Origin of the sequence: Qipengyuania benthica, from assembly GCF_030717865.1 — a bacterium.
Lineage (GTDB): Bacteria > Pseudomonadota > Alphaproteobacteria > Sphingomonadales > Sphingomonadaceae > Qipengyuania > Qipengyuania benthica.
Genome location: NZ_JAVAIL010000001.1, coordinates 361,040 through 382,319 on the forward strand (window position 1 = coordinate 361,040; position 21,280 = coordinate 382,319).

At 66.7% G+C, this 21,280-nt stretch carries 21 protein-coding genes; 11 read left to right on the forward strand and 10 right to left on the reverse strand.

Annotation, left to right across the window (positions count from 1 at the left end; all coding sequences use genetic code 11):
* Nucleotide 1: 1 nt before the first annotated feature.
* The 3 genes from fghA to Q9K01_RS01820 are packed head-to-tail and all read right to left on the reverse strand — an operon-like array spanning nt 2 to nt 2,420.
* The gene (gene fghA / locus Q9K01_RS01810; RefSeq protein ID WP_305928503.1) at nt 2-877 is read right to left on the reverse strand and encodes an S-formylglutathione hydrolase; all 876 of its coding nucleotides are present in this window, start codon (nt 875-877) and stop codon (nt 2-4) included.
* On the reverse strand, nt 877-1,257 hold the full coding sequence (locus tag Q9K01_RS01815) for a VOC family protein (RefSeq protein WP_305928504.1): 381 nt from the start codon (nt 1,255-1,257) through the stop codon (nt 877-879). Before Q9K01_RS01815 ends, fghA begins: the two co-directional genes overlap by 1 nt.
* A gap of 53 nt (nt 1,258-1,310) precedes the next feature.
* A complete protein-coding gene (locus Q9K01_RS01820) occupies nt 1,311-2,420 on the reverse strand; it encodes an S-(hydroxymethyl)glutathione dehydrogenase/class III alcohol dehydrogenase (protein ID WP_305928505.1) in 1,110 nt (369 codons plus the stop codon).
* A 106-nt stretch (nt 2,421-2,526) separates the two neighbouring features.
* Between Q9K01_RS01820 and Q9K01_RS01825 the strand changes: the two genes are divergently transcribed.
* The 5 genes from Q9K01_RS01825 to Q9K01_RS01845 all read left to right on the forward strand — a co-directional run bounded on the left by Q9K01_RS01825 (nt 2,527) and on the right by Q9K01_RS01845 (nt 7,001).
* Nucleotides 2,527-2,907 carry a hypothetical protein gene (locus tag Q9K01_RS01825; RefSeq protein WP_305928506.1) on the forward strand — a complete coding sequence of 127 codons (381 nt, stop codon included), beginning with the start codon at nt 2,527-2,529 and terminating at the stop codon, nt 2,905-2,907.
* Between the two features lie 86 nt (nt 2,908-2,993).
* The gene (locus Q9K01_RS01830; RefSeq protein ID WP_305928507.1) at nt 2,994-3,470 is read left to right on the forward strand and encodes a hypothetical protein; all 477 of its coding nucleotides are present in this window, start codon (nt 2,994-2,996) and stop codon (nt 3,468-3,470) included.
* A 69-nt stretch (nt 3,471-3,539) separates the two neighbouring features.
* Nucleotides 3,540-4,211, forward strand: coding sequence for a glutathione S-transferase family protein (locus Q9K01_RS01835; RefSeq protein ID WP_305928508.1), 672 nt, complete (start codon nt 3,540-3,542; stop codon nt 4,209-4,211).
* 48 nt (nt 4,212-4,259) lie between these two features.
* Nucleotides 4,260-4,667: a peptide-methionine (R)-S-oxide reductase MsrB gene (msrB, locus tag Q9K01_RS01840; RefSeq protein ID WP_305928509.1), complete on the forward strand. Its 408-nt coding sequence runs from the start codon at nt 4,260-4,262 to the stop codon at nt 4,665-4,667.
* A 123-nt stretch (nt 4,668-4,790) separates the two neighbouring features.
* Entirely contained in the window at nt 4,791-7,001 is a 2,211-nt protein-coding gene (locus Q9K01_RS01845) for a transglycosylase domain-containing protein (protein ID WP_422785275.1), read from the forward strand.
* An 89-nt stretch (nt 7,002-7,090) separates the two neighbouring features.
* Here the strand turns inward: Q9K01_RS01845 and Q9K01_RS01850 are convergent, their stop codons facing one another.
* The 3 genes from Q9K01_RS01850 to hflK all read right to left on the reverse strand — a co-directional run bounded on the left by Q9K01_RS01850 (nt 7,091) and on the right by hflK (nt 10,751).
* Nucleotides 7,091-8,617: a Do family serine endopeptidase gene (locus Q9K01_RS01850; RefSeq protein ID WP_305929154.1), complete on the reverse strand. Its 1,527-nt coding sequence runs from the start codon at nt 8,615-8,617 to the stop codon at nt 7,091-7,093.
* A 146-nt stretch (nt 8,618-8,763) separates the two neighbouring features.
* Complete coding sequence (gene hflC / locus Q9K01_RS01855) at nt 8,764-9,597, reverse strand: protease modulator HflC (protein ID WP_305929155.1); 834 nt, start codon at nt 9,595-9,597, stop codon at nt 8,764-8,766.
* 2 nt (nt 9,598-9,599) lie between these two features.
* Complete coding sequence (hflK, locus tag Q9K01_RS01860; protein WP_305928510.1) at nt 9,600-10,751, reverse strand: protease modulator HflK; 1,152 nt, start codon at nt 10,749-10,751, stop codon at nt 9,600-9,602.
* Between the two features lie 116 nt (nt 10,752-10,867).
* On the opposite strand from hflK, the gene Q9K01_RS01865 reads away from it, so the two are divergent.
* From Q9K01_RS01865 to Q9K01_RS01880, 4 genes are read left to right on the forward strand one after another with little or no spacing between them, the layout of a single operon-like run.
* On the forward strand, nt 10,868-11,830 hold the full coding sequence (locus Q9K01_RS01865; RefSeq protein WP_305928511.1) for an Mrp/NBP35 family ATP-binding protein: 963 nt from the start codon (nt 10,868-10,870) through the stop codon (nt 11,828-11,830).
* Nucleotides 11,809-14,103: a molybdopterin cofactor-binding domain-containing protein gene (locus tag Q9K01_RS01870; RefSeq protein WP_305928512.1), complete on the forward strand. Its 2,295-nt coding sequence runs from the start codon at nt 11,809-11,811 to the stop codon at nt 14,101-14,103. Before Q9K01_RS01865 ends, Q9K01_RS01870 begins: the two co-directional genes overlap by 22 nt.
* Complete coding sequence (hemH, locus tag Q9K01_RS01875; RefSeq protein ID WP_305928513.1) at nt 14,100-15,122, forward strand: ferrochelatase; 1,023 nt, start codon at nt 14,100-14,102, stop codon at nt 15,120-15,122. Before Q9K01_RS01870 ends, hemH begins: the two co-directional genes overlap by 4 nt.
* Before the next feature lie 44 nt (nt 15,123-15,166).
* The gene (locus Q9K01_RS01880; RefSeq protein WP_305928514.1) at nt 15,167-16,552 is read left to right on the forward strand and encodes a cytochrome P450; all 1,386 of its coding nucleotides are present in this window, start codon (nt 15,167-15,169) and stop codon (nt 16,550-16,552) included.
* A 36-nt stretch (nt 16,553-16,588) separates the two neighbouring features.
* On the opposite strand, the gene Q9K01_RS01885 is transcribed toward Q9K01_RS01880, so the two are convergent.
* Nucleotides 16,589-16,747 carry a DUF1674 domain-containing protein gene (locus tag Q9K01_RS01885; RefSeq protein WP_305928515.1) on the reverse strand — a complete coding sequence of 53 codons (159 nt, stop codon included), beginning with the start codon at nt 16,745-16,747 and terminating at the stop codon, nt 16,589-16,591.
* Between the two features lie 55 nt (nt 16,748-16,802).
* Here Q9K01_RS01885 and Q9K01_RS01890 point away from each other — a divergent pair, with 55 nt between their 5' ends.
* Nucleotides 16,803-18,053 (forward strand): RsmB/NOP family class I SAM-dependent RNA methyltransferase, encoded by a 1,251-nt coding sequence (locus Q9K01_RS01890; protein WP_305928516.1) that lies wholly within the window; start codon nt 16,803-16,805, stop codon nt 18,051-18,053.
* Nucleotides 18,054-18,137: 84 nt separating this feature from the next.
* Here Q9K01_RS01890 and Q9K01_RS01895 read toward each other — a convergent pair whose 3' ends face one another.
* From Q9K01_RS01895 to msrA, 3 genes are all read right to left on the reverse strand, one after another.
* A complete protein-coding gene (locus Q9K01_RS01895; protein ID WP_305928517.1) occupies nt 18,138-18,899 on the reverse strand; it encodes a hypothetical protein in 762 nt (253 codons plus the stop codon).
* A 158-nt stretch (nt 18,900-19,057) separates the two neighbouring features.
* A complete protein-coding gene (locus tag Q9K01_RS01900; protein WP_305928518.1) occupies nt 19,058-19,597 on the reverse strand; it encodes a hypothetical protein in 540 nt (179 codons plus the stop codon).
* Nucleotides 19,598-19,752: 155 nt separating this feature from the next.
* On the reverse strand, nt 19,753-20,289 hold the full coding sequence (gene msrA, locus Q9K01_RS01905) for a peptide-methionine (S)-S-oxide reductase MsrA (RefSeq protein ID WP_305928519.1): 537 nt from the start codon (nt 20,287-20,289) through the stop codon (nt 19,753-19,755).
* 127 nt (nt 20,290-20,416) lie between these two features.
* Between msrA and Q9K01_RS01910 the strand changes: the two genes are divergently transcribed.
* Nucleotides 20,417-21,274 (forward strand): class I SAM-dependent methyltransferase, encoded by an 858-nt coding sequence (locus Q9K01_RS01910; protein ID WP_305928520.1) that lies wholly within the window; start codon nt 20,417-20,419, stop codon nt 21,272-21,274.
* The last annotated feature ends 6 nt before the right edge of the window (nt 21,275-21,280 follow it).

Below are 21,280 nucleotides of genomic sequence, written 5' to 3' on the forward strand. Positions count from 1 at the left end.
GTCAGGCCTTGAGCCGCTCCGCATGCCAGCGGACGTGCTCGGCCATGAAGGTCGAGATGAAGAAATAGGAGTGGTCGTAGCCCTCCTGCAGCCGGATCATCGCGTCCATTCCCGCCGCCTTGCAGGCTTCGGCAAGCCGGTGGGTCTGGAGCTGTTCGACGAGGAAATGGTCGGCCATCCCCTGATCGACCAGCACACAATCGGCGCGCGCGCCGTCCTCGATCAGCGCGACCGCATCGTATTCGCGCCAACTCTGGCGATCCTCGCCGAGATATCTGCCCAGCGCCTTCTCGCCCCAAGGGACGAGGCTGGGCGCAACGATCGGCGCAAAGGCGCTGATCGAGCGGAAGCGGTCGGGATTGCGCAAGCCGACGGTGAGCGCGCCGTGGCCGCCCATCGAATGGCCCATGATCGCCTGGCGCGCGGGATCGACCGGGAAGTTCGCCTCGATCAGCGCGGGCAGTTCGCGCTCGACATAGCTGCGCATCCGGTAATGCTCTGCATAGGGCGCCTGCGTCGCATCGACATAGAATCCCGCGCCCAGCCCGAAGTCATACTCGCCATCGGCATCGGGCACGTCCTCGCCGCGCGGCGAAGTGTCAGGGGCGACGAAGATTATGCCATGCTCTGCACAGGCGGCGCGGTATTCGCCCTTCTCGGTGACATTGGCGTGGGTGCAGGTCAGCCCCGAGAGATAATACAGCACCGGCAGCGTCTCTCCCGCCGCGAGGCTCTCGGCCTGCGGAGGAAGATAGACCGCAAAGGTCATCTCGGTGCCGGTTTCGGCGGAGGCATGGGAGTAGACTCCCTGCACCCCGCCGAACGCCTTGGCTTCCGAGACCGTCTCGAACGGGCGATGATCGGATGTCGAAGTCATCAGCCCATGCGCTTCAGGACGCAGACCTTGTTGCCCGCCGGATCGCGCAGATAGGCCAGATACATATTGCCGATCTCGCTCTCGCGGATGCCGGGCGGATCCTCGATCGCGGTGCCGCCGTTCTCCAGGCCCGCCTTGTGCCAGGCGTCGCCCTGTTCGGGGCTGTCGACAGCAAAGCCGATGGTGCCGCCATTGGCGCCGCAGGCCCTGCCGCCGTCGATCGGCTCGGAAATAAGGAAGATCCCGCCCTTGTGCATATAGAGCACGCGGCCCTTGGGATCGACCCGCCCCTCGGGGCCGCCCAATGCGGCGAAACAGGCGTCATAGAATTTCTTCGAGGCGTCGATATCGTCGGCGCCGAGCATCACGTGGCTGAACATGGCATTCTCCTCCTTGTCGTTATTTGCGTGTCGTTTTGTGAGCGTAGTCTCGCTCAGTCGTAGACCACCACGCTGCGGATGCTCTCGCCCGCATGCATGAGGTCGAAGCCCTTGTTGATCTCGTCGAGCTTGAGGACATGGGTGATCATCGGATCGATCTGGATCTTGCCGTCCATGTACCAGTCGACGATCTTGGGCACATCGGTGCGGCCCTTGGCGCCGCCGAAGGCGGTGCCGCGCCAATTGCGCCCGGTGACGAGCTGGAACGGGCGGGTCTCGATGGTCTTGCCCGCTTCCGCCACGCCGATCACGATGCTGGTGCCCCAGCCCTTGTGGCAGCATTCGAGCGCCTGCCGCATGACAGTGGTGTTGCCGGTGCAGTCGAAGCTGTAGTCCGCGCCGCCATCGAGCATGGCGACCAGATGCGCGACGACATCCTCCACTTCCCTGGGATTGACGAAATCGGTCATCCCGAAATGCTCGCCATAGGGCTTCTTGTCGGGGTTGATGTCGACCCCGACGATCCGGTCGGCGCCCGCCATCCGCGCGCCCTGGATGACGTTGAGCCCGATCCCGCCCAGTCCGAACACCACGACATTGTCGCCTGGACGGACATCGGCGGTGTTGACCACCGCGCCGACCCCGGTGGTGACCCCGCAGCCGATATAGCAGCTGGTATGGAATGGCGCGTCCTCGCGGATCTTGGCGACCGCGATTTCCGGCAGCACGGTGAAGTTCGAGAAGGTCGAGCACCCCATGTAATGGTAGATGGTGCGCCCTTTGTAGGAAAAGCGGCTGGTTCCGTCGGGCATCAGCCCCTTGCCTTGCGTCTCGCGGATCGCGCTGCACAGATTGGTCTTGCCCGAGAGGCACATTTTGCACTGGCGGCATTCGGGCGTGTAGAGCGGGATGACGTGATCGCCTTCCTTGACGCTGGTCACGCCGGGGCCGACTTCGCGCACGATCCCGGCGCCTTCGTGACCCAGGATCGAGGGGAACAGGCCTTCGGAATCGAGCCCGTCGAGCGTGTAGGCATCGGTGTGGCAGATCCCGCTGGCCTTGATTTCGACCAACACCTCTCCCGCCTTGGGTCCTTCGAGGTCGAGTTCGACTACTTCGAGCGGCTGCTTGGCTTCGAAAGCGACGGCGGCGCGGGTCTTCATGGGGCGGGGTCTCCAGCGGTTCGGTCGCGCCGAGGCCTAGGCGAGGGGGCCCGAGCTCGCAAGCCGGTAGCTTGCGGTTCAGGCTGCGGCGCCTAACACGGGTCGGATGACAGCCATTCTTTCCGCAACGCTTCTGCTCGCCATGCAGACCGCAGGGGCTTCGGCACCCTCGCCATCGACTTCTGCGCCAGCTCCCGCGCTCTCGCTCGAGCAACAGTCGGGGCTGCGCTGCGCCGCGGCCTTCGCGCTGATCGCGCGAGGACAGGCGGCGGGCGATGCCGGGGCCCTGACCTACCCTGCGCTGGGCAAACGCGGGCGCGAATTCTTCGTACGGACCGCCGCGCGGCTGATCGACGAGACCGGTCTCGACCGCGACGGCGTCGCCCGGCTGCTGTCGGCCGAAGCGGGCCGGCTGGCGCAGGAGGAGGGCGCGCTGGAGCGGACCATGCCCGCCTGCCTGCTGCTGCTCGAGAGCTCGGGCCTGTAGCGCGCCGGGGCGCCACGGGCGTCAGCGCCGGTTCAGCGCTGGGCTGCCAGAGCGCGGCGGGCTTCTGTTGAAAGGTACCGATTCGTATGCGCCGCATCATTCTCGCAGCCACCCTGCCGCTCGCCTGCCTCGCCGCGCCGGCGCTGGCGCAGGATAGCGACCCCGCACCGGCCGCAAGATCCGAGACGCTGGATCGTATGGCGAAGAGCCTGTCCGATCCCGCGCGTCAGGCGGAGCTGGCCGCAACTCTGGCCACGCTCACCGAAATCGTGCTCGACCTCCCGCTCGCCCCCCTTGTCGAGCCGCTCGCCGAGGCGGTCGGCGAGACGGCCGGCGAGAAGGTGGGCGAACCTGTCCGCCGAGTCGATCCCGATCTGACCCTGCGCCGGTTGGCGCCGCGCAGCGACGATCTCGCGCGAACCATCGAGAACCGGCTGCCGCAGACGATGGACCGCCTGGCGGGTCTTTCGGGCAGCCTCGCCGCGCTGGTCCCGGTCTTGCGCGACATGGCCGACCAGCTGGAAACCGCGCTGCCGCCCGAGGGCAAACCCGCAACGCGCTGATCCGCTGCGCAAACCCGTGCCGGGAAGGCTGGCATTCGCCTGCTCCATGCGCCATGGACGCTTCCCACCATGTGGCAATTGCACCAATTCCCTCTGTGTCCCTTCAGCCGCAAGGTTCGCCTCGTGCTCGGCGAGAAGAGCGTCGCCTACGAGCTCGTCCGCCAGCCTCCCTGGGAGGCCAGCGACGAGCTTATCGCGCTCAACGCCGCGGGGCGCGTGCCCGTGCTTCACGATCCGGCGCGCGATCTCGCGCTCAGCGACAGCCAGGCGATCTGCGAATATCTCGACGAGACCGTCGAGCGTAGCCCTTTGCTCGGCGGGACCGCGATCTACCGCGCGGAAATCCGCCGGTTGATCGCGTTGATGGACGAGAATTTCTTCGGCGACGTGGTCGCGCCGCTGTTCCACGAGAAGGTCCGCAAGCGGCTGGTGCTGCGCCAGCCGCCCGACGGGCGCGTGCTGCGCGAGGCGATGAAGCTCGCCCATGCGCATCTCGACTATATCGACTGGCTGGTCGACACGCGCAGCTGGATCGCGGGTTCGACGATGAGCCTCGCCGATCTTGCCGCCGCGGCGCAGCTGTCGGTGGCGGATTATCTCGGCGGAATCGACTGGTCGGGCCACGAGCAGACGCGCGGCTGGTACGCGGTGGTCAAGAGCCGTCCGAGCTTTCGCCCGCTGCTCAACGAGAAGATGGAAGGCATCCACCCCCCGGCACATTACGCGCTGGTCGATGTTTGAGTGGAACTTGCGGCCTTCCCCACCATATCGTGAGGGAAGGAGATCACGATGACCGACAAGCTCGAAATGGCCGACGCCCAGTGGCGCGAGAAGCTGACCCCCGAACAATATCACGTGCTGCGCGAAGGCGGGACCGAACGCGCCTTCACCGGTAAATACGACAAGAACAAGCAGACGGGCGAATATCTGTGCGCCGCCTGCGGCCAGCGCCTGTTCGACAGCGCGGACAAATACGACAGCGGCTCGGGCTGGCCCAGCTTCACCGCTCCGGCGGAGGACGACGTCGTCGAGCAGAACCGCGACGTCAGCATGGGAATGGTCCGCACCGAGGTGGTCTGTTCCAAATGCGAAGGCCATCTGGGCCATGTCTTCCCCGACGGCCCGGGCGAGAATGGCTTGCGCTATTGCATCAACAGCGCGGCGCTCGATTTCGAGCCCGAGGACGGCGCTGCCTGAGGCCCCGCGGCGGCTAGCTGCGAGAGGCGGGGCGAGAGGCGGGGGACGGCAGGGCGGTTCCCCGTTCACGCATGGTTACAACTGCCCTATGCAACGCCCGGATCATTGATCGGGTGACGTGAATTGGCGGGACGCAGACAGAACGACACGAACCGGCGCGGCGAGCGTCGCAAGGCGGCGGACGCCAAACCGGCCCGGCGCGGCTGGCGGCTCTGGCTGCGCCGGCTGATCCTGTGGGGTCTGGCGCTGGCGCTGCTGGCGGCGCTGTTCGTCGGGCTGGCGGTGGCCTTCGCCGCGCGCTCGCTCCCCTCCTTCTACCAGCTCCAGGCGACGCAGGTCGGCCAGACCATCGTGGTGCGCGCGCGTGACGGCAGCGAGATCGTCGAACTCGGCCCCAGCTATGGCCAGTGGCTGAGCTCGGAAGAAATCCCGCAGGTCATGAAGGATGCGATGATCGCGGTCGAGGATCGCCGGTTCCGCTCGCATTTCGGGATCGATCCGATCGGTCTCGCCCGTGCGCTCTATGTCGCTGTGACCGACGATACCCGCGTCGCGGCGACCTCTACCATAACCCAGCAGCTTGCCCGCAACGTCTTCCTCAATTCCAACCGCACGCTCGATCGCAAGCTGCGCGAGGCGGTGCTGGCGGTGGCGCTGGAGACCAAGTTCACCAAGGAGCAGATTCTCGAGCTCTATCTCAACAAGGTCTATTTCGGCGGCGGTGCCTATGGCGTGGATTCCGCCTCGCGCAAATTCTTCAGCCATCCCGCCACCCGGCTTTCGACCGCCGAAGCGGCGATCATCGCCGGGCTGGTCAAGGCGCCCAGCCGCTATTCCCCGACCGCCGATGTCGACGCCGCTGTGGACCGTGCCAGCGTGGTGCTGCGGCTGATGCGCGAGCAGGGCCGGATCAGCGCCAGCGAGGCGTCGGTCGATGTCTCTGCGGTCAATCTCAAGGAGGAAACCGGGCAGAATTCGGTGCGCTACTTCACCGATTGGGCGCTGCCCCAGCTCGACCTGCTGCTGCCCGAGACCTTCGAACCGATCGAGGTGTGGACCACGCTCGACACCGGGATGCAGCGCGCGGCCACCGCCTCGATCAAGGCCAACACGCCCGAAGGGGCGCAGGGGGCGCTGGTCAGTCTCGACCGCGATGGCGCGGTCCTCGCGCTGATCGGGGGCACCGATTACGTCCAGACCAATTACAACCGCGCCACCGACGCAATGCGCCAGCCCGGCTCCTCGTGGAAGCTGTTCGTCTATCTCGCCGCGCTCGAGGCGGGCTACACGCCGGAGGACCGCGTGGTCGATGCGCCGGTGACGATCGAGGGCTGGAGCCCGCGCAATTCGGGCGGCAGCTATGCCGGGCCGATCGATCTGCGCACCGCCTTCGCCTATTCGAAGAACACCGTGGCTGCGCAGCTCGGCAACGAGGTCGGCTTCGGGACGGTGGCCAGCATGGCGCGGCGCTTCGGCATCACCACCCCGGTCTCGACCTATCCCTCGATGGTGCTGGGTTCCTCCGAAGTCCGCCTGATCGACATGACCCGCGCCTTTGCCGCGGTGGCGACCGGCGGAAGCTCGGTCGAGCCCTATGGCATCCTCAAGGTGACCACCGCCAGCGGGGAGCTGCTCTATCAGCACGAACGCGCGCGCGAGGTGCAGCTGGTGCCCGATCACGTCGCTGCGGGGATCACCGATCTGCTCCAGACCGCGGTCAACACCGGCACCGGACGCGCCGCGCAGATCGGCCGTCCTGTGGCGGGCAAGACCGGGACCACCAATTCCAACAAGGACGGCTATTTCGTCGGCTTTTCCAGCGGCATCACTACCGGCGTATGGATGGGCCGCGACGACAATGCGCGGGTAGCCAGCCTGCAGGGCGGGCGCGCCCCGGCGCAGGCCTTCGCCGCCTATATGCGCTACGCCGTCAGGAACCGGCCGATCGAGGAATTCGACACCGATCTGCAATTGCCCGAATGGCAGCTGGAGCCCGACGACGAGCAGATGTTCGGCGATCCCGACGACTACTATTTCATCGACGAGCAGGGCAATCTGATCGAGCCGGGGCGGCCGCAGGACCAGGGCGAGGATTACTTCCCCTATCCCGACCAGCCCGGTGGCGGTGCGGGTGTCGGACCCGGTGAAGGCGACCGACCGCGCCTGCCCGGACAGCCGCCGCGCCGCCCGGTGGGGCAACCGCTACCCGGCGATCCCGCGCCCGATGCCCCGGCAGCGGCGAGCGACGATTTCCTGCGCCGTGCGACCGGAGAGGGTGCCGAGCAGCAGCAGCAGCGCCAGCCTCGCCAGCCGAACCCGCCACCTCCGCAATAAAGCCGTTCGGCAACAAAAAACCCCTCCGGTGAGGGAGGGGTTTTCATGGTCTCGACGATCGGCGGTCGCGAAGATCGCGCCGATGCGGTTCAGCGCAGGCGAACCGGCAGGTAGGTCGGCGGACGCCCACGGCGCTGCACGCGCAGCAGGACGGCATCGCGATCCTCGGCATCGGCCTGCGCGATCACGGCTTCGAGTCCTGCGATATCCGCCACTTCGCGATAATTCGCGCTGAGGATCACATCGCCGCGCTGGAGACCCTTGCGCGCGGCATCCGAATTGGCATCGACCGCGCCCACGGCCAGTCCCTGCGTCTCCGGCGAGGCGCCCAGCTGCCGGGCGATCTGCGGATTGAGCGGAACCACCTGCAGCCCGAGCCGCTGCTCGATCAGCCCGTCATCGGGGCTCTCGAGCATTTCTTCCTCTTCGGCTTCGGGATCGAACATCTGCTGGCGGGCCAGTTCTTCCGCGCTCGGTCGGCGACCGACGGGCACGTTGACCCGCATGCGCTCGCCACCGCGGATGAGTTCGACCGGGATCGTCTCTCCCGGCGGGATGTTCGCGACCAGGAAGGACAGCGTCTGGTCGGGGGTGACCGGCTGGCCGTTCACGCTGACGACGATGTCGCCGGGGCGGATACCGGCGCGCTCGGCGCCTTCGCCCGGCTGAACCGACTGGACGATTTCGCCGCGGTTGCGCTCGATGCCGAGCGAAGCGGCGAGGTCGTCGGTAACCGGCTGGATGCTGATCCCCAGATAGCCGCGCTCGATCGTCTCGCCGCGGACCAGTTGCTCCACGATCGGCGCAGCGGTTTCCGCCGGGATAGCGAAGCCGATCCCGACGCTGCCGCCCGAAGGCGAGAGGATGGCGTTGTTGATGCCGATGACATTGCCCTGCATGTCGAACAGCGGACCGCCCGAATTGCCGGTGTTGATACTGGCATCTGTCTGGATGAAGCGATCGTAGGCGCCTGTGCCGGTGTTGCGCAGCACGCTCGATACGATGCCGCTTGTCACGGTTCCGCCAAGTCCGAAGGGATTGCCGATCGCGACCACCCAATCGCCCACGCGCGCCTGGCTGGAATCGCCGAAACGCACGAAGGGGAAGGGCTCGCCCCGCACGATCTTGAGCACGGCGAGATCGGAATCGGCATCATTGCCGACGAGCTTGGCGGCGTATTCGGTGCCGTCGGGCATGGTCACGGTGATCTCTTCAACCGTTCCCCGGCCCCGCGGGCTGACCACGTGGTTGTTGGTCACGACATAGCCATCGGCGGAGATGATGAAGCCCGAACCGAGCGACTGGCCTTCGCGGTATTGCGGCTCATCTTGCGACTGCCCGCGGCGGCGGTTGAACATATTCTCGAAGGGGGTGCCGGCGAAGGGATTGGCGTTGCTCACCTCCACTCGCTGGCGGGTAGAGATATTGACAACCGCCGGCTGCAATTGCGCAGTCAGTTCGGCGAAGCTCTCGGGGCCTCCTGCGCGCGGGACGGCTCGCGACATCTCCAGGCCATCGTTCTGCGCCACCTGGGCGCCTGCGGGATAGCCGGTCGCCAGCGACACGGCGGCACCGCCGACCAACAGCACACTCGTCAATCCATAGGCATATCGCACTGGTTTCACGTCCTCTCGTTCCTTTTCGTGGGGGCCGCCTGCACCCGGTATCCGGGGCCAGCATGCGCCTTCATGGGGGCTCGGCTCGTTTCAACCCTTACCCGCTGAACCGCCATTGAACGCCGAAGGTTCCGCTCGACGAACGGTCAATTCTGTCCGCGGAACTGCCTGAGATACTCGTTGTCGGGCGACAGGATGATGCTGCTCTCGTTGCCGTTGCGCGCGGAAAAGGTGGTGTCGTAGCTCTGCATGGCGCGGTAGAAATCGTAGAACGACGGATCCTTGCCGAAGCTGTCTGCATAGATCCGCGCCGAATCCGCATCCGCCTCGGCGCGGATGATGCGGGCATCGCGTTCGCCCTGAGCGCGGATGGTGCGCGCTTCGCGTTCGCGATCCGATTCCATCCGGCGGAACGCCGAATTGAGCGGTGCGCCATCGGGCAGATCGGTGCGCTTGATCTTCACGTCGATCACCTCGGCGCCGTATTGCCGGGCCTGGCGATCCAGATTGGCGCGTACATTCGCCAAGGCGCTGCCGCGCTCGGCGGTCAGCATGTTCTGGAAGGTCCGGCGACCGAGTTCCTGGCGCAGCACCGAATTGAGGATCGGCTCGAGCGCGAGCCGCACTCCTTCGGTGGTCCCGGCGCGCTCGACCATCCGCACCGGATCGAAGATCCTGAACCGCGCATAGGCGTTGACCAGCAGGCGCTGCTGATCGTTCGACAGCACTTCCTCGTCGGACATCTCGAGATCGAGAACCCGCTTCTCGACCCGGCGCACCGAGTCGATGAAGGGCACCTTCAGGTACAGCCCGGCATTGGTGGTGCCACCCGGCGTGTTGACGACCCCGATCGGCTCGCCGGTGCGGATCACAACGGCCTGCTCTTCCTCGGGTACGATATAGACGCTGGCGAAGAACAGCACGATCAGCACCGCAAGAGCGATCAGGACGCCGCGGCGCTTTTCCCAGATATTGGTCATGTTCACTGGCTGTCTCCCTGCGGCTGGACCGGAGCGCTCGCGGCGGGCGCAGCATTGTTGCTGCGGCGGCGCACTTCGGGCAGCGGCAGATAGGTGGTGACGCCGTCGTTCTCGACCACGGTCGTATCGGTCTGGCTCAGCACCCTTTCCATGGTCTCGTAATAGAGGCGGCGACGGGTGACTTCGGGCGCGAGACGATACTCCTCATAGACTTCGTCGAAGGCCTCGGCCTCGCCCTGCGCCTGCGCGAGGACCTGCTGGGCGTAGCCGCGCGCCTGATTGCGCGAAGCGTCGGCGTTCTGTTCGGCGACCGAGACATCGCGGAATGCATCGACGACTTCGGCGGGAGGGTCGGCCTTGTCGATTTCGACACCGAGCACCTGGATGCCCGAATTGTAGGCATCGAGCGCGGTCTGCATCCGCTGACGCACGTCCTGTTCGATTTCGGCACGTCCCTGACCCGAGAAGGTCTGGTCGAGCGTCTTCTCGGCGATTTCGGCGCGCATCGCGGCTTCCGCCACTTCGCCGACGGTTTCGATCGGCTCGGCCAGCGAAAACATGAAATTCTCGAGGCTCTTGATGTTCCAGCGCACGATGTAGCTCAGATCGACGAGGTTCTGGTCGCCGGTCAGGATGAGCTTGGCGCTGTCGCCCGAGCCGGGGATGCGCAGCGCGCGGACGCCCTGGACGTCTTCGATGGAGACGTTCTCGATCGGGAATGGGGCGGTGAAATTGAGCCCGGGCTCCAGCGTCCTCGTGTAGTTGCCGAGCGTCTTTACCACGGCCTTTTCCTGCGCCTCGACCAGATGGACGCTGGTCGCGAGCACGAGGATCGCTACCAGGCCGATTGCGGCAAAGGGCAGCCAGCTGCCGCCGCCGGAGCGCCTGGGGAAACGGAAATTGGGCCCGCCGGGACCGCCCGAGCGGCGCGGACCTTCGGGGCCGCGGTTCTTGAAGATGTCTTCGATATTGGCGGGACGGCGCGGACCGCCGCCGGTGGCATCCGGCGGTAGCCATGGGTTCTTTGGCCCCTTGGGCTTGGCAGCGGGCTTGTCGTCCGATCCGTCCGACGGCGGTGTGTCGCCGTTATCGCCATTGCTGTCGCCGGAGCCCTTGCCGGGACCCTTGCCCCAGGGGTTGCGGCCGCCGGCCATGGCCAGCCCGATGTGTTTTCCAAACCCGTCCAATATTCGCATGCAATATCTATAGGGTCGATCTGCGAGAAAAACAGGGGTTGTCGCGCGCTTTTTGATGCTACACGGCGCAGCGCATGGTCGATCATCCGTTAATCGCTGCGCTTCCCGCTCCGCTCCGCGATCGCGTCACCTCGGCGACGATGAAGGACGGTCGCGCGACGGTCGTGCTCGACGTCGCCGGGCTCGATCCGCGCCAGCGCGAGCAAGCGGAGGCTGCCGTGACCCAACGGGTCGGCGCTGCTGCCGGCGTGAACGAGGTCCGCGTGATCCTCACCGCCGAACGCAAGGCGCGCCGGATCGTCGCAGTGGGCTCGGGCAAGGGCGGCGTCGGCAAGTCCACGCTGACCGCCAATCTCGCCGTCGCGCTCCACCGCATGGGCCACAAGGTCGGTCTGGTCGACGCCGACATCTACGGCCCCTCGCAACCCACGATCCTGGGCAATCAGGGCGTGCGACCCGAAGCGCGCGAGGACAAGCTGGTCCCGGTCGCAAGCGCGGTCGGGGTGCCGGTGCTGTCGATGGGGCATCTGGTCAAGCCGGGGCAGGCGATCGCCTGGCGCGGGCCGATGGCGGGCAATGCGCTGAGCCAGCTGATCGACGCGCATTGGGGCGATGCCGAGCTGCTGCTGGTCGATCTGCCGCCGGGCACCGGCGATGTCCAGCTAACCATGCTGCAGAAGTTCAAGCCCGCCGGCGCGGTGCTGGTCTCCACCCCGCAGGACCTCGCGCTGATCGATGCGGCGCGCGCGGGGCAGTTGTTCGACCAGGCCGGGGTGCCGGTGATCGGGCTGGTGGAGAACATGGCGGGCTATGCCTGCCCGCATTGCGGCGAGATTTCGGATCCCTTCGGCGCGGGCGGTGTCGAGGAGGCGGCCCGACGGCTCGAATTGCCTTTCCTGGGGCGAATCCCGCTCGACCTCGCTATCCGGCAGGGCAGCGATTCCGGTCAGCCGCCCGCGGCAGGCGACGGCGCGATTGCGGAACCGTTCCGCGCCATCGCCGCAAAGCTCGCAGCTTGGCTGGCAAAGACCTCCTGACCTCGGTCTCGCTGTCGCGTCGCCAGCTGCTCACCGGAGCGGCGGTGGGCGGGGGACTGCTGGTGGCGTGGTGGGCCTGGCCGCGCAGCTATCCTCCTTCCCTGCAGACCGGGGCGGGCGAGCATCGGTTCGGCGCCTGGCTGACCGTGGCCGAGGACGGAGTGGTGACCGTGGCGGTGCCCCAGCTGGAGATGGGACAGGGAGTGACCACCGTCCTGCCGCAGATCGTCGCGCAGGAAATGGGCGCTTCGTGGCGCCAGATCGCCGTCGCGACGGTGCCGCCCAACGGTGCGCAAGCCAACGTCGCGCTGGCTGCGAAATGGGCGCCGCTGTGGGCGGTGCTGCCCGACCTCGCAGACGCTCCGGACAGCCTTCTGGCCGAGCGCTTCGCCCGCGCGGAAAGTTTCATCGCCACCGCCGAGGGCTCGACCCTGCGCGCCTATGAAGACGATTGCCGCGCGGCGGGAGCCGCGGCGCGCGCCATGCTCGCCATGGCTGCGGCAGAACGCTGGGGGATCGCCTGGGAGGAGTGCGAGGCGGAGGACGGCCTTATCGTCCACGACGGCAAACGCCTCCGGTTCGGCGAACTGGCTGCACAAGCCGCGCAGATGATTGTGCCCGATCCTCCGCCGCTGCGGCCCTCGCCTCCGGGCGAGCGGCCTGCGGCAAGCGGGATGCCCGGGCCGGACGAGTTCCCCCGGCTCGACCTGCCGGCCAAGGTCGATGGCACCTATCTGTTCGCCGCCGACATCCGTCTTCCCGGAATGGTCTATGCTTCGATCCGACACGGGCCGGTGGGGCTGCCCGAGCTGGTGACTTTCGACGAAGCGGCCGCTGCCGGCGCGGGGCTGGTCGGGCTGGTGAAGGCGAAGCGCTGGATCGCGGCGGTGGCGGACAGCTGGTGGCGCGCCGACCGCGCGCTCGACCGGATGGCGCTGCGCTTTGGGGGGCCGGGCGGAGTCGATAGCGAAGCAATCGAAGAGGCGCTGGACCGCAGTGTCCGCACCGGTGAGGCGATGCGGATCGCGAGCTACGGAGATCCCGACGCGCTGCTGACCCGTCTCGATCCGGTCCAGCGCTATGATATCGCCCCTGCAGTCCACGCTGCGATCGAGACCGCCAGCGCCACCGCGCGCTATGCCGATGGCCGGCTGGAATTGTGGATCGCGTCGCAGGCGCCCGAAGCCGCGCGGGAGGCCGCAGCCGCTGCGGCGGGCTTGTCCCCAAGCGATGTGGTGCTCTATCCGGTCGGCGCGGGCGGCAGCTTCGATGCGCGGCTGGAAAAGCAGCATGCGATCGAGATCGCGCAGATCGCGCGGCAAATCGGCCGACCCGTGCAGCTGACCTGGCCCCGAGCGGAGGAATTCAAGGCGCTGCCGCCGCGGACCCCAGTCGCGCTCGTGCTCACGGCCAAGCTTTCACCCGGCGAAGAGCGGACCCCGATCGCCTGGCGGGCGCGGCTGGCTCTGCCGGCAACCATGCGCGAATTCGGCGAGCGCCTGTTCGACAATGCCACGCCCGAAGCGGCGATCGCACGGGCCGGGGCCGAAGCCGATCCGCTGGCCTGCGAAGGGGCGGTGCCGCCTTACGCGATCCCCAATGTCGCGGTCGATCACGTGACCGTTCCGCTCGAACTGCCAACGGGGCTGCTGCGCGGCAATTCGGCGGTCTATACCGGTTTCGCGACCGAGAGCTTCGTCGACGAACTCGCGCGCGAGGCGGCGCGCGACCCCTATCTCTACCGGATGACGATGCTCGGCCACGACGAACGCGTCGCCGAGGTGCTGCGCCGCGCTACCGAGCTGGGTGAATGGGATGGCGGCGGCGAGGGCAGCCGACAGGGACTAGCGCTGATCCGGATGGATTTCGGCGAGGCAAGCGGGGCGATCGCCTGCGTGGCGCAGGCGCAATTGGGGCAGGGCGGCGTGCGCGTGTCGCGGCTCACTGCGGTGGCGGATATCGGGCGGATCGTGAATGTCGACATCGCGCGCCAACAGATCGAGGGCGGGCTGCTGTTCGGGCTGTCGCTGGCGACCGGCTCGAGCGTTAGCTATCTTGGTGGTCTGCCCGTCAGCGCCCGACTGGTCGACCTGGACCTGCCGACCTTGGCGGACGCGCCCGAAATCGTCCTCGATCTGGTCGCCAGCGATGCGCCGCCGTTCGATCCCGGCGAGCTGGGTGTGGCGGTTGCGCCACCGGCCATCGCCAATGCATTGTTTGCCGCGACAGGCGTGCGCTTTCGCCGCCTGCCGCTGCTATCGGAGGGATTATGACCTGGCAGAACCAGACCTTGCCGCACGACCATCCCCCCGTCCGCTCGGGCGGGGTCGGCGTGCTGCTGGTGAATCTCGGCACCCCCGAAGCGCCCGATCCCGGATCGGTGAAGCGCTATCTGGGCGAATTTCTTTCCGATCGAAGGGTTGTCGAGATCCCGCAGATCATATGGCAGCCGATCCTGCGCGGTATTATCCTGACGACCCGCCCCAAGAAAAGTGCCGCCGCCTATGCCAAGGTCTGGACCGAAGAGGGTTCGCCGCTGGCGGTGATTACGCGCCGTCAGGCCGAGGCGATGCAGGAGCGGCTGGGCGAGAGCGTACGGGTGGACTGGGCGATGCGCTACGGTACGCCTTCGATCCCGAACCGGCTCGATGCGATGATGGCGGCGGGCTGCGAACGCGTGCTGCTGGCACCGCTCTATCCGCAGTATTCGGGCGCGACCACCGCCACCGTGGTCGATAAGGCGAGCGATGCGCTCAAGGCGATGCGCTGGCAGCCGAGCCTGCGAACGCTTCCGCCCTATCACGATGATCCCGCCTATATCGATGCGCTCGCCGTCGACATTTCGCGCCAGCTCGATGCGCTGGATTTCGCGCCCGAACTGCTGCTGCTGAGCTTCCACGGAATGCCCGAGCGCATGCTGCATCTGGGCGATCCCTACCACTGCCACTGCCGCAAGACGGCGCGGCTGCTCGAAGCGCGGCTGAACCGTCCCGGCCTGCGGCTCCGCACGACCTTCCAGTCGCGCTTCGGCCGCGCCAAATGGCTGGAGCCCGCCACGGACATCACGCTCGAGGAAGAGGCGCGCGCAGGCACCAGACGGATCGCGATCGCCGCGCCGGGCTTCTCCGCCGATTGCCTCGAGACGCTCGAGGAGCTCGCGATGGAGGGCAGACAGCAGTTCATCGAGGCCGGGGGCGAGGAATTCGCGGCGCTATCCTGCCTCAACACTTCCGACGCTGGGCTGGCGATGCTCGAGACGATCCTGCGGCGCGAATTGTCCGGGTGGATTTAGCCGGCGAGGTTGCTTACACGCAGGTAAGTATCAAGGAGCAACCTATGGCTACGCTAGCGTCCCACCAGCCCGCCGAATTCACCCCGAAGGAATGGCGCGACAAGCTGCCCGCAGGCTCGCTCGACCATATTCCGGGCGAGAAGGGCTATCCGCTCGTCGGCCACACCTTCACCCAGCTCTCCGATCCGCACGCTTTCGCGCGGCGGATGTTCGAGACCTATGGCCCGGTCTACAAGGTCAATTCGATGGGCGGCTGGCATGTCGCGCTGATCGGCCCCGAGGCGAACGAGCTGATGCTGTTCGATCGCGGCAAGATCTTCTCGAGCGATCAGGGCTGGAGCCCGGTTCTGCACCGGCTGTTTCCCGGCGGGCTGATGCTGCTCGATTTCGACCACCACCGCGCCGATCGCCGCGCGCTGTCGATCGCCTTCAAGCCCGGTCCGATGCGGCACTATGCCGACAGCCTCAACCGCGGCATCGCCGCGCGGGTGACGGATTGGGGCACGGGGGCAATGGAATTCTATCCCGCGATCAAGCAGCTCACGCTCGATCTCGCCGCGGACAGCTTCATCGGCCTGCCCTTCGGCGAGGAAGCCGACCGGATCAACCAGGCTTTCGTCGACATGGTCCAGGCCTCGATCGCACCGATCCGCCGTCCGCTGCCCTTCACGAAGATGAAGAAGGGCGTCGACGGGCGGGCCTATCTGGTCGACTACTTCACTCGGGAGACCATGCGGCGCCGCGCCGAAGGAGGCGGGCAGGACATGTTCAGCCAGTTCGCCACCGCCGAATTCGAGGACGGCAGCCTGATGGATGTCGAGGCGGTGGTCGATCACATGAACTTCCTGATGATGGCCGCCCACGACACCATCACCTCCTCCGCGACCTCGCTGGTCTATCTGCTGGCGAAGAACCCGCAATGGCAGGACCGCCTGCGCGACGAGCTGACCGCGATCACCGGCGGCGAGGGGCGCGATCTCGCCTATGACGACCTCGGCAAGCCCGAGCTGACCGAGATGGCGTTCAAGGAATCACTGCGGATGATCGCGCCGGTGCCCTCGATCCCGCGCCGCGCGCTGAGGAGCTTCGAATATGGCGGATACAGCATTCCCGCCGGGGCGCGGGTCGGGATCAATCCGCATCTGGTCCACCATATGGAAGAGCACTGGCCTGACCCCGAGCGCTTCGATCCGGAGCGCTTCATGGCCGACAAGGTCAAGGCGCGCCACAAATACGCCTGGGTCCCCTTCGGCGGCGGCGCGCACATGTGCCTAGGGCTGCATTTCGCCTATATGCAGATCAAGGTGCTGATGGCGCACATGCTGACCCGCTACCGGATCGAAGTCGAGCCGGGCTACGATCCCGCCTGGCAGGCATGGCCGATCCCGCAGCCCAAGGACGGGCTGAAGATCACGCTGAAGCAACTCTGAGGGCGGCGGCGAACCGCCGCTGCGCCAGAAGCTGCGTCAGAAATCGATTGCGATTCCGTCCTTGACCCAGTCGCCGTAGCGGGTGGGGCTGAGCTCCTCGTCCAGCTCTGGGCGCTTGGGTGGCGGGGCTGGCTCGTTGGTCCAGTGAGCGGGCTTCACGAAGCGCTCGGGGCGTTTGGTCGCGCGTTTGTCCATGGTCAAGAAATGCGCAGGCTGGCGCGGGGTTTCAAGGGCGGGTAGGGGAGCCGCGATGGCCATGCCCCCCGGTTTCCCCGCGCGCCGCGCCGCGCTGCGCCTGCTCGATGCCGTGCTGCGCCGCGGCGAGACACTCGATATCGCCTTCGGTTCCGCGACCGGCGACGTCCGCCGTTTCGAGGACAAGGCGTTGACCCGTGCCATCGCCAGCGAGGTGCTGCGCTGGCTGGTCGACTTCGACGCGCTGATCGACAGCGCCACCAAGGACAATCTGCCCCCCGACGCCAAGGTGCGCATGGTGCTGCGGATGATGCTGGCGCAATGGCTGCGGCTCGACACCCCGCCGCATGCGGTGCTGGCGACCGGGCTGCCGCTGCTCGCGGGTGGTCCGCGACGGCTGGCGCATGGCGTGTTCTCCACGCTAGAGAAGCGCGAGCACCTGCTCTCCGATAGTCCGACACTCCCGACATCCGTGGAGGCCCGCTGGGGCGAGCGCGCCGAGCCGATTGCCGCGGGTCTCGCCAATCCGCCGCCGCTGGACTTGAGTCTTCGCGACCCCGCGCGCACCGCCGATCTCGCCAACCAGCTTGCCGCCGACAGCCTGATGCCCGGCCAGCTCCGGCTGCCGCGCGGCGCCAGCGTCGAGAAAATGCCCGGCTTTGCCGAGGGCGAATGGTGGGTCCAGGATCTCGCCGCCTCGCTGCCCGCGCGGCTGCTCGGGCCCGGAGCCAATGCAGGAGAGGGCCGCCACGCGCTCGATCTCTGCGCCGCGCCGGGCGGCAAGACACTCCAACTCGCCGCCGCCGGCTGGCAGGTCACCGCACTCGACATCTCCAAGCGGCGGCTCGAACTGCTGCGCGACAATCTCAAGCGCACCGGGCTCAAGGCCGGCATCGTCCGCGCCGATGCGCTGGCCTGGGAGCCCAAGCATCGCTTCGATGCGATCCTCCTCGATGCGCCCTGCACCAGCACCGGCACCGCGCGGCGGCATCCCGATGTGCTGCACCGCATCGTTGCGCGCCAGATCGAGGAGATGGCCGAACTGCAGGCCGCGCTGCTCGCGCGCGCTGCGGAGTGGCTCAAGCCCGGCGGCACGCTGGTCTATGCGGTGTGTTCGCTGGAGCGGTCCGAAGGCGAAGCGCGGGCTGAGCAGGTCGCTCTGGTGCCCGAGCCGATCCGCGCCGAGGAACTGCCAACCGGATTGCTGCCGACGGCGGAAGGCTGGCTGCGCACCGATCCCGGCATGCTGCGCGAGGCGGGCGGGCTCGACGGGTTCTTCGTCGCGCGCTGGCGAAAGCCGGAATAAACGCAGCGGCGCTCTTGCTGCTCCGGATTTGAAAAAGCCCGGACCGTCGCGCGACGGTCCGGGCTGTGTCGTCTTGGCCGCGCTTCAGGTTGCGTCGCGGCGGTTCACATCGACATGATCGCGCGCGGTGACGAATGTGCGGTGCGGTGCTCCTGCACCCGCAGCGATTATCGCGGCCACGAGCGAGAGCAGCGAAGCGAAGAATGCATACCAGCTAGCGCTCGAGAGCGCATCCAGTGCGGATTCGGCGGTACGTCCGGCATCCTGCCGCAAGTCCTGGGTATCCACCCCTTCGATCTCGTTCCGGACCGAACCCACTGCGTCTTCGACGCGGCTTTCGACCTGCTGCTGCGAGACATCCTGGGGAACGGCGTCCTCGGGAAGGGCTCTGGCTGCAGTATCGGCAACCGAGCCGATTGCGTTGGCAGCACCCGCTACCGCGCTGGTGGCTGTGTTGACCGCAGCTCCGACCGTGCTGGTGGCGAACCACAGCATCACGATCGTGAGCAGGCCCCAAACGCTCGCGCCGTGAGCGGTGGCGGCGTTCTTGTCCGGGATGCCCGAAAGCCGCCCGGCGACATAGCCGCCGATGCCGAGCGCGATGATGCTGGTAACGATCCACCAGATCCCCGCGCCAAGCCCCACCCCGTCGAAGGCGGCGCCTTGCTGCGGATCGATGGCTCGAAAGCCTATCGCAGTGCCCAGCATTCCCAACAGGATCAGCACGCCCACGGCGATCACCGTGCCGGCGAAGATGGCTCCCCAGGAAACGCGCGACAACAGCGCCGGCGTGTCGGTGGCGCTGACCAGCGTCGCATCGTGATCGTGTCTATGTGTATCAACCATGTCGCTCTCCCTGACTAGAACATTGCTACAAGGTGAACCGATCGAAGCAGAGAACGTTCCGCCAGTCGAAACGGCGGCTCGGTTGGGGGCCTCCAACGAAGAACAGCCGACGACTGAATGTCGCCGGCTGTTCGGTATTCAGTTCCTGTAGCGCCGGTTCAGGGGCGCTGGGTGATTTCCATATCGTCCTCGTTCACCAGCAGGAAGACTTGCTGTTCCTCGGCGATCCGACGCGTATCGGCGTCGAGTTCGTCACCGGGAAGGTCCCCGATCGAGGCGGCGCTCATGACCGTCCCCGAGGAAATCCGCAATTGCTGGCCCGGATTGATATCCATCGGCTCTTCGAGTGGGCCATCATTGATCAGCGCGAACATGCGCTGGCCATTGTTCTCGACCCAGAAGCCGCGATCCGTCATCTCCGACAGCGGTCCGCCCACCGACACATCGCCCGAAAACTCGGTTCCGATATATTGCTCAGGGTTCGCCAGGATGGCGGCCAGCGTCACCTCGCCGACCGCGGGCGTCACCGGCTCTTCATCGACGACGACCGTTTCTTCCACCGCCACCGGCTCGACGAGTTCGGCTTCGTCATCATCCGCGCCGACCGCCCACCAGATGAGCAGCGCCAGCAGGATGAGCGCGAGCAGAATCCAGAGCCATGTCAGATTGCTTTTCTTTTCGACTGGTATCTCGGCCATTTCCCACCTCATTCGTATTCAAGATCACCGACAGACCGTGCGTCCGCCATGCTCCGAACAGCGGGCTCCGAGGAGCGAGTGGTCCAAAACTCACAGATGTTAAGTTTGAGAGCCGCGAGTCCTTCGCGGTAGTCGTGCCGGACGGCTTCCCAAACTCAGTCGGATTTGACCCTGGACTGGAAGCTCTTGCGCAGTTTCAGCAGCTTGGGCGGGATCGTGGCCTGGCAATAGGGATTGCGCTGGCCTTCGCCCCCCCAATATTCCTGGTGGTAATCCTCGGCGGGATACCATTGTGCCGGCCCCTCGATAGTGGTCACCGCAGTTCCGGAATTGTCGGCGTTCCAGCGGGCGATCGCCGCCTCGGCCTCGGCGCGCTGCGCGCCGTCCAGCGGGAAGATCGCGCTGCGGTACTGCGTTCCGACGTCGTTTCCCTGACGGTTGAGCTGACTGGGATCGTGGGTGCCCATGAAGACGTCGAGCAGATCGGGCAGCGCGATGACTTCCGGGTCGAAGGTGACGCGCACCGCCTCGGCGTGTCCGGTCGTGCCGCTGCACACCTCCTTGTAGGTCGGATCGGGCTTGTCGCCGCCGATATAGCCGCTCTCGACTGCGCTCACCCCCACCACATCGTTCATCACCGCCTCGGTGCACCAGAAGCATCCGCCCGCCATGATCGCCTGTTGAGTAGCCATTGAACTCTCCTTTGCCTGCCAGATAGGAAGCCGGCCCCGGCTTGTCATCCGCGCTTGTGATGGTCCGCTTGTCATTGGCCGGCCGCGCGGGCAGGGTTGCGGACAGAGAAATCTCGGGAGAGAATCGATGCGTACCCTGCTTGCCGCCTGCGCCACTGCTGCGCTCGCCTCCACCGCCCTTGCGACCCCCGCCATGGCCCAGCACCAGCATGGCAGCGGCGATGCCGAACACGCTGCCCATGGCCCGGCGCAGCACGCGATGATGACCGCGCTGGCCAGCCCGAACCGCGCCGAGGACAAGGCGCGCGACACCTGGCGCAACCCTGCCGAAACGCTCGCCTTCTTCCAGGTCGAACCCGGCATGACGGTGGTCGATTACATGCCGGCGGGCGGCTGGTACACGCGGGTGCTGGTCCCCTATCTCGGGCCGCAGGGCCGCTATGTCGGGCTGACCCCCGACCCCGCCGCCGCCGACGGGGAGCGGTTCGCCAAATATTTCGAGGGACTTCCGCCCGGTTTCGCCGAGGCATCGCCCGACTGGAATCTCTCCGGCGCGCCGGTCGCTCTCTACGCCTCGCAGGATATTCCCGAGGAACTCGAGGGCACTGCCGACCGCGTGCTGGTGTTCCGCGAAATGCACAATCTGCTGCGCTCGGGGGTGATGTACACCGAGCTGACGCGGATCCGCGATCTGCTCGCCGATGACGGGATGCTCGGCATCGTCCAGCACCGCGCCAAAGCCGATGCCCCGGCGGATTACACGCTCGGCAGCAATGGCTATCTGCGCCAGGACGATGTGGTCGCGCTGGTCGAGGCGCATGGCTTCGAACTGGTCGACGCCAGCGAGATCAACGCCAATCCCGCCGACACCGCCGACCACGAGGGCGGCGTGTGGCAGCTTCCCCCGTCGTGGAGCGGCAAGAAGCCCGAGCTGGAAAACATCGGCGAGAGCGACCGGATGACGCTGCTGTTCCGCAAGCGCTGAGATACG

Coding starts and splice junctions, on each gene's coding strand:
- Q9K01_RS01895 (WP_305928517.1), bottom strand. CDS start 18,899: ATGGTTGATACACATAGACACGATCACGATGCGACGCTGGTCAGCGCC.
- Q9K01_RS01815 (WP_305928504.1), bottom strand. CDS start 1,257: ATGTTCAGCCACGTGATGCTCGGCGCCGACGATATCGACGCCTCGAAG.
- fghA (WP_305928503.1), bottom strand. CDS start 877: ATGACTTCGACATCCGATCATCGCCCGTTCGAGACGGTCTCGGAAGCC.
- hemH (WP_305928513.1), top strand. CDS start 14,100: ATGACCTGGCAGAACCAGACCTTGCCGCACGACCATCCCCCCGTCCGC.
- Q9K01_RS01900 (WP_305928518.1), bottom strand. CDS start 19,597: ATGGCCGAGATACCAGTCGAAAAGAAAAGCAATCTGACATGGCTCTGG.
- Q9K01_RS01890 (WP_305928516.1), top strand. CDS start 16,803: ATGGCCATGCCCCCCGGTTTCCCCGCGCGCCGCGCCGCGCTGCGCCTG.
- msrB (WP_305928509.1), top strand. CDS start 4,260: ATGACCGACAAGCTCGAAATGGCCGACGCCCAGTGGCGCGAGAAGCTG.
- Q9K01_RS01830 (WP_305928507.1), top strand. CDS start 2,994: ATGCGCCGCATCATTCTCGCAGCCACCCTGCCGCTCGCCTGCCTCGCC.
- Q9K01_RS01865 (WP_305928511.1), top strand. CDS start 10,868: ATGGTCGATCATCCGTTAATCGCTGCGCTTCCCGCTCCGCTCCGCGAT.
- Q9K01_RS01885 (WP_305928515.1), bottom strand. CDS start 16,747: ATGGACAAACGCGCGACCAAACGCCCCGAGCGCTTCGTGAAGCCCGCT.
- Q9K01_RS01825 (WP_305928506.1), top strand. CDS start 2,527: ATGACAGCCATTCTTTCCGCAACGCTTCTGCTCGCCATGCAGACCGCA.
- Q9K01_RS01910 (WP_305928520.1), top strand. CDS start 20,417: ATGCGTACCCTGCTTGCCGCCTGCGCCACTGCTGCGCTCGCCTCCACC.
- Q9K01_RS01820 (WP_305928505.1), bottom strand. CDS start 2,420: ATGAAGACCCGCGCCGCCGTCGCTTTCGAAGCCAAGCAGCCGCTCGAA.
- hflC (WP_305929155.1), bottom strand. CDS start 9,597: ATGACCAATATCTGGGAAAAGCGCCGCGGCGTCCTGATCGCTCTTGCG.
- Q9K01_RS01880 (WP_305928514.1), top strand. CDS start 15,167: ATGGCTACGCTAGCGTCCCACCAGCCCGCCGAATTCACCCCGAAGGAA.
- msrA (WP_305928519.1), bottom strand. CDS start 20,289: ATGGCTACTCAACAGGCGATCATGGCGGGCGGATGCTTCTGGTGCACC.
- Q9K01_RS01835 (WP_305928508.1), top strand. CDS start 3,540: ATGTGGCAATTGCACCAATTCCCTCTGTGTCCCTTCAGCCGCAAGGTT.
- hflK (WP_305928510.1), bottom strand. CDS start 10,751: ATGGCCGGCGGCCGCAACCCCTGGGGCAAGGGTCCCGGCAAGGGCTCC.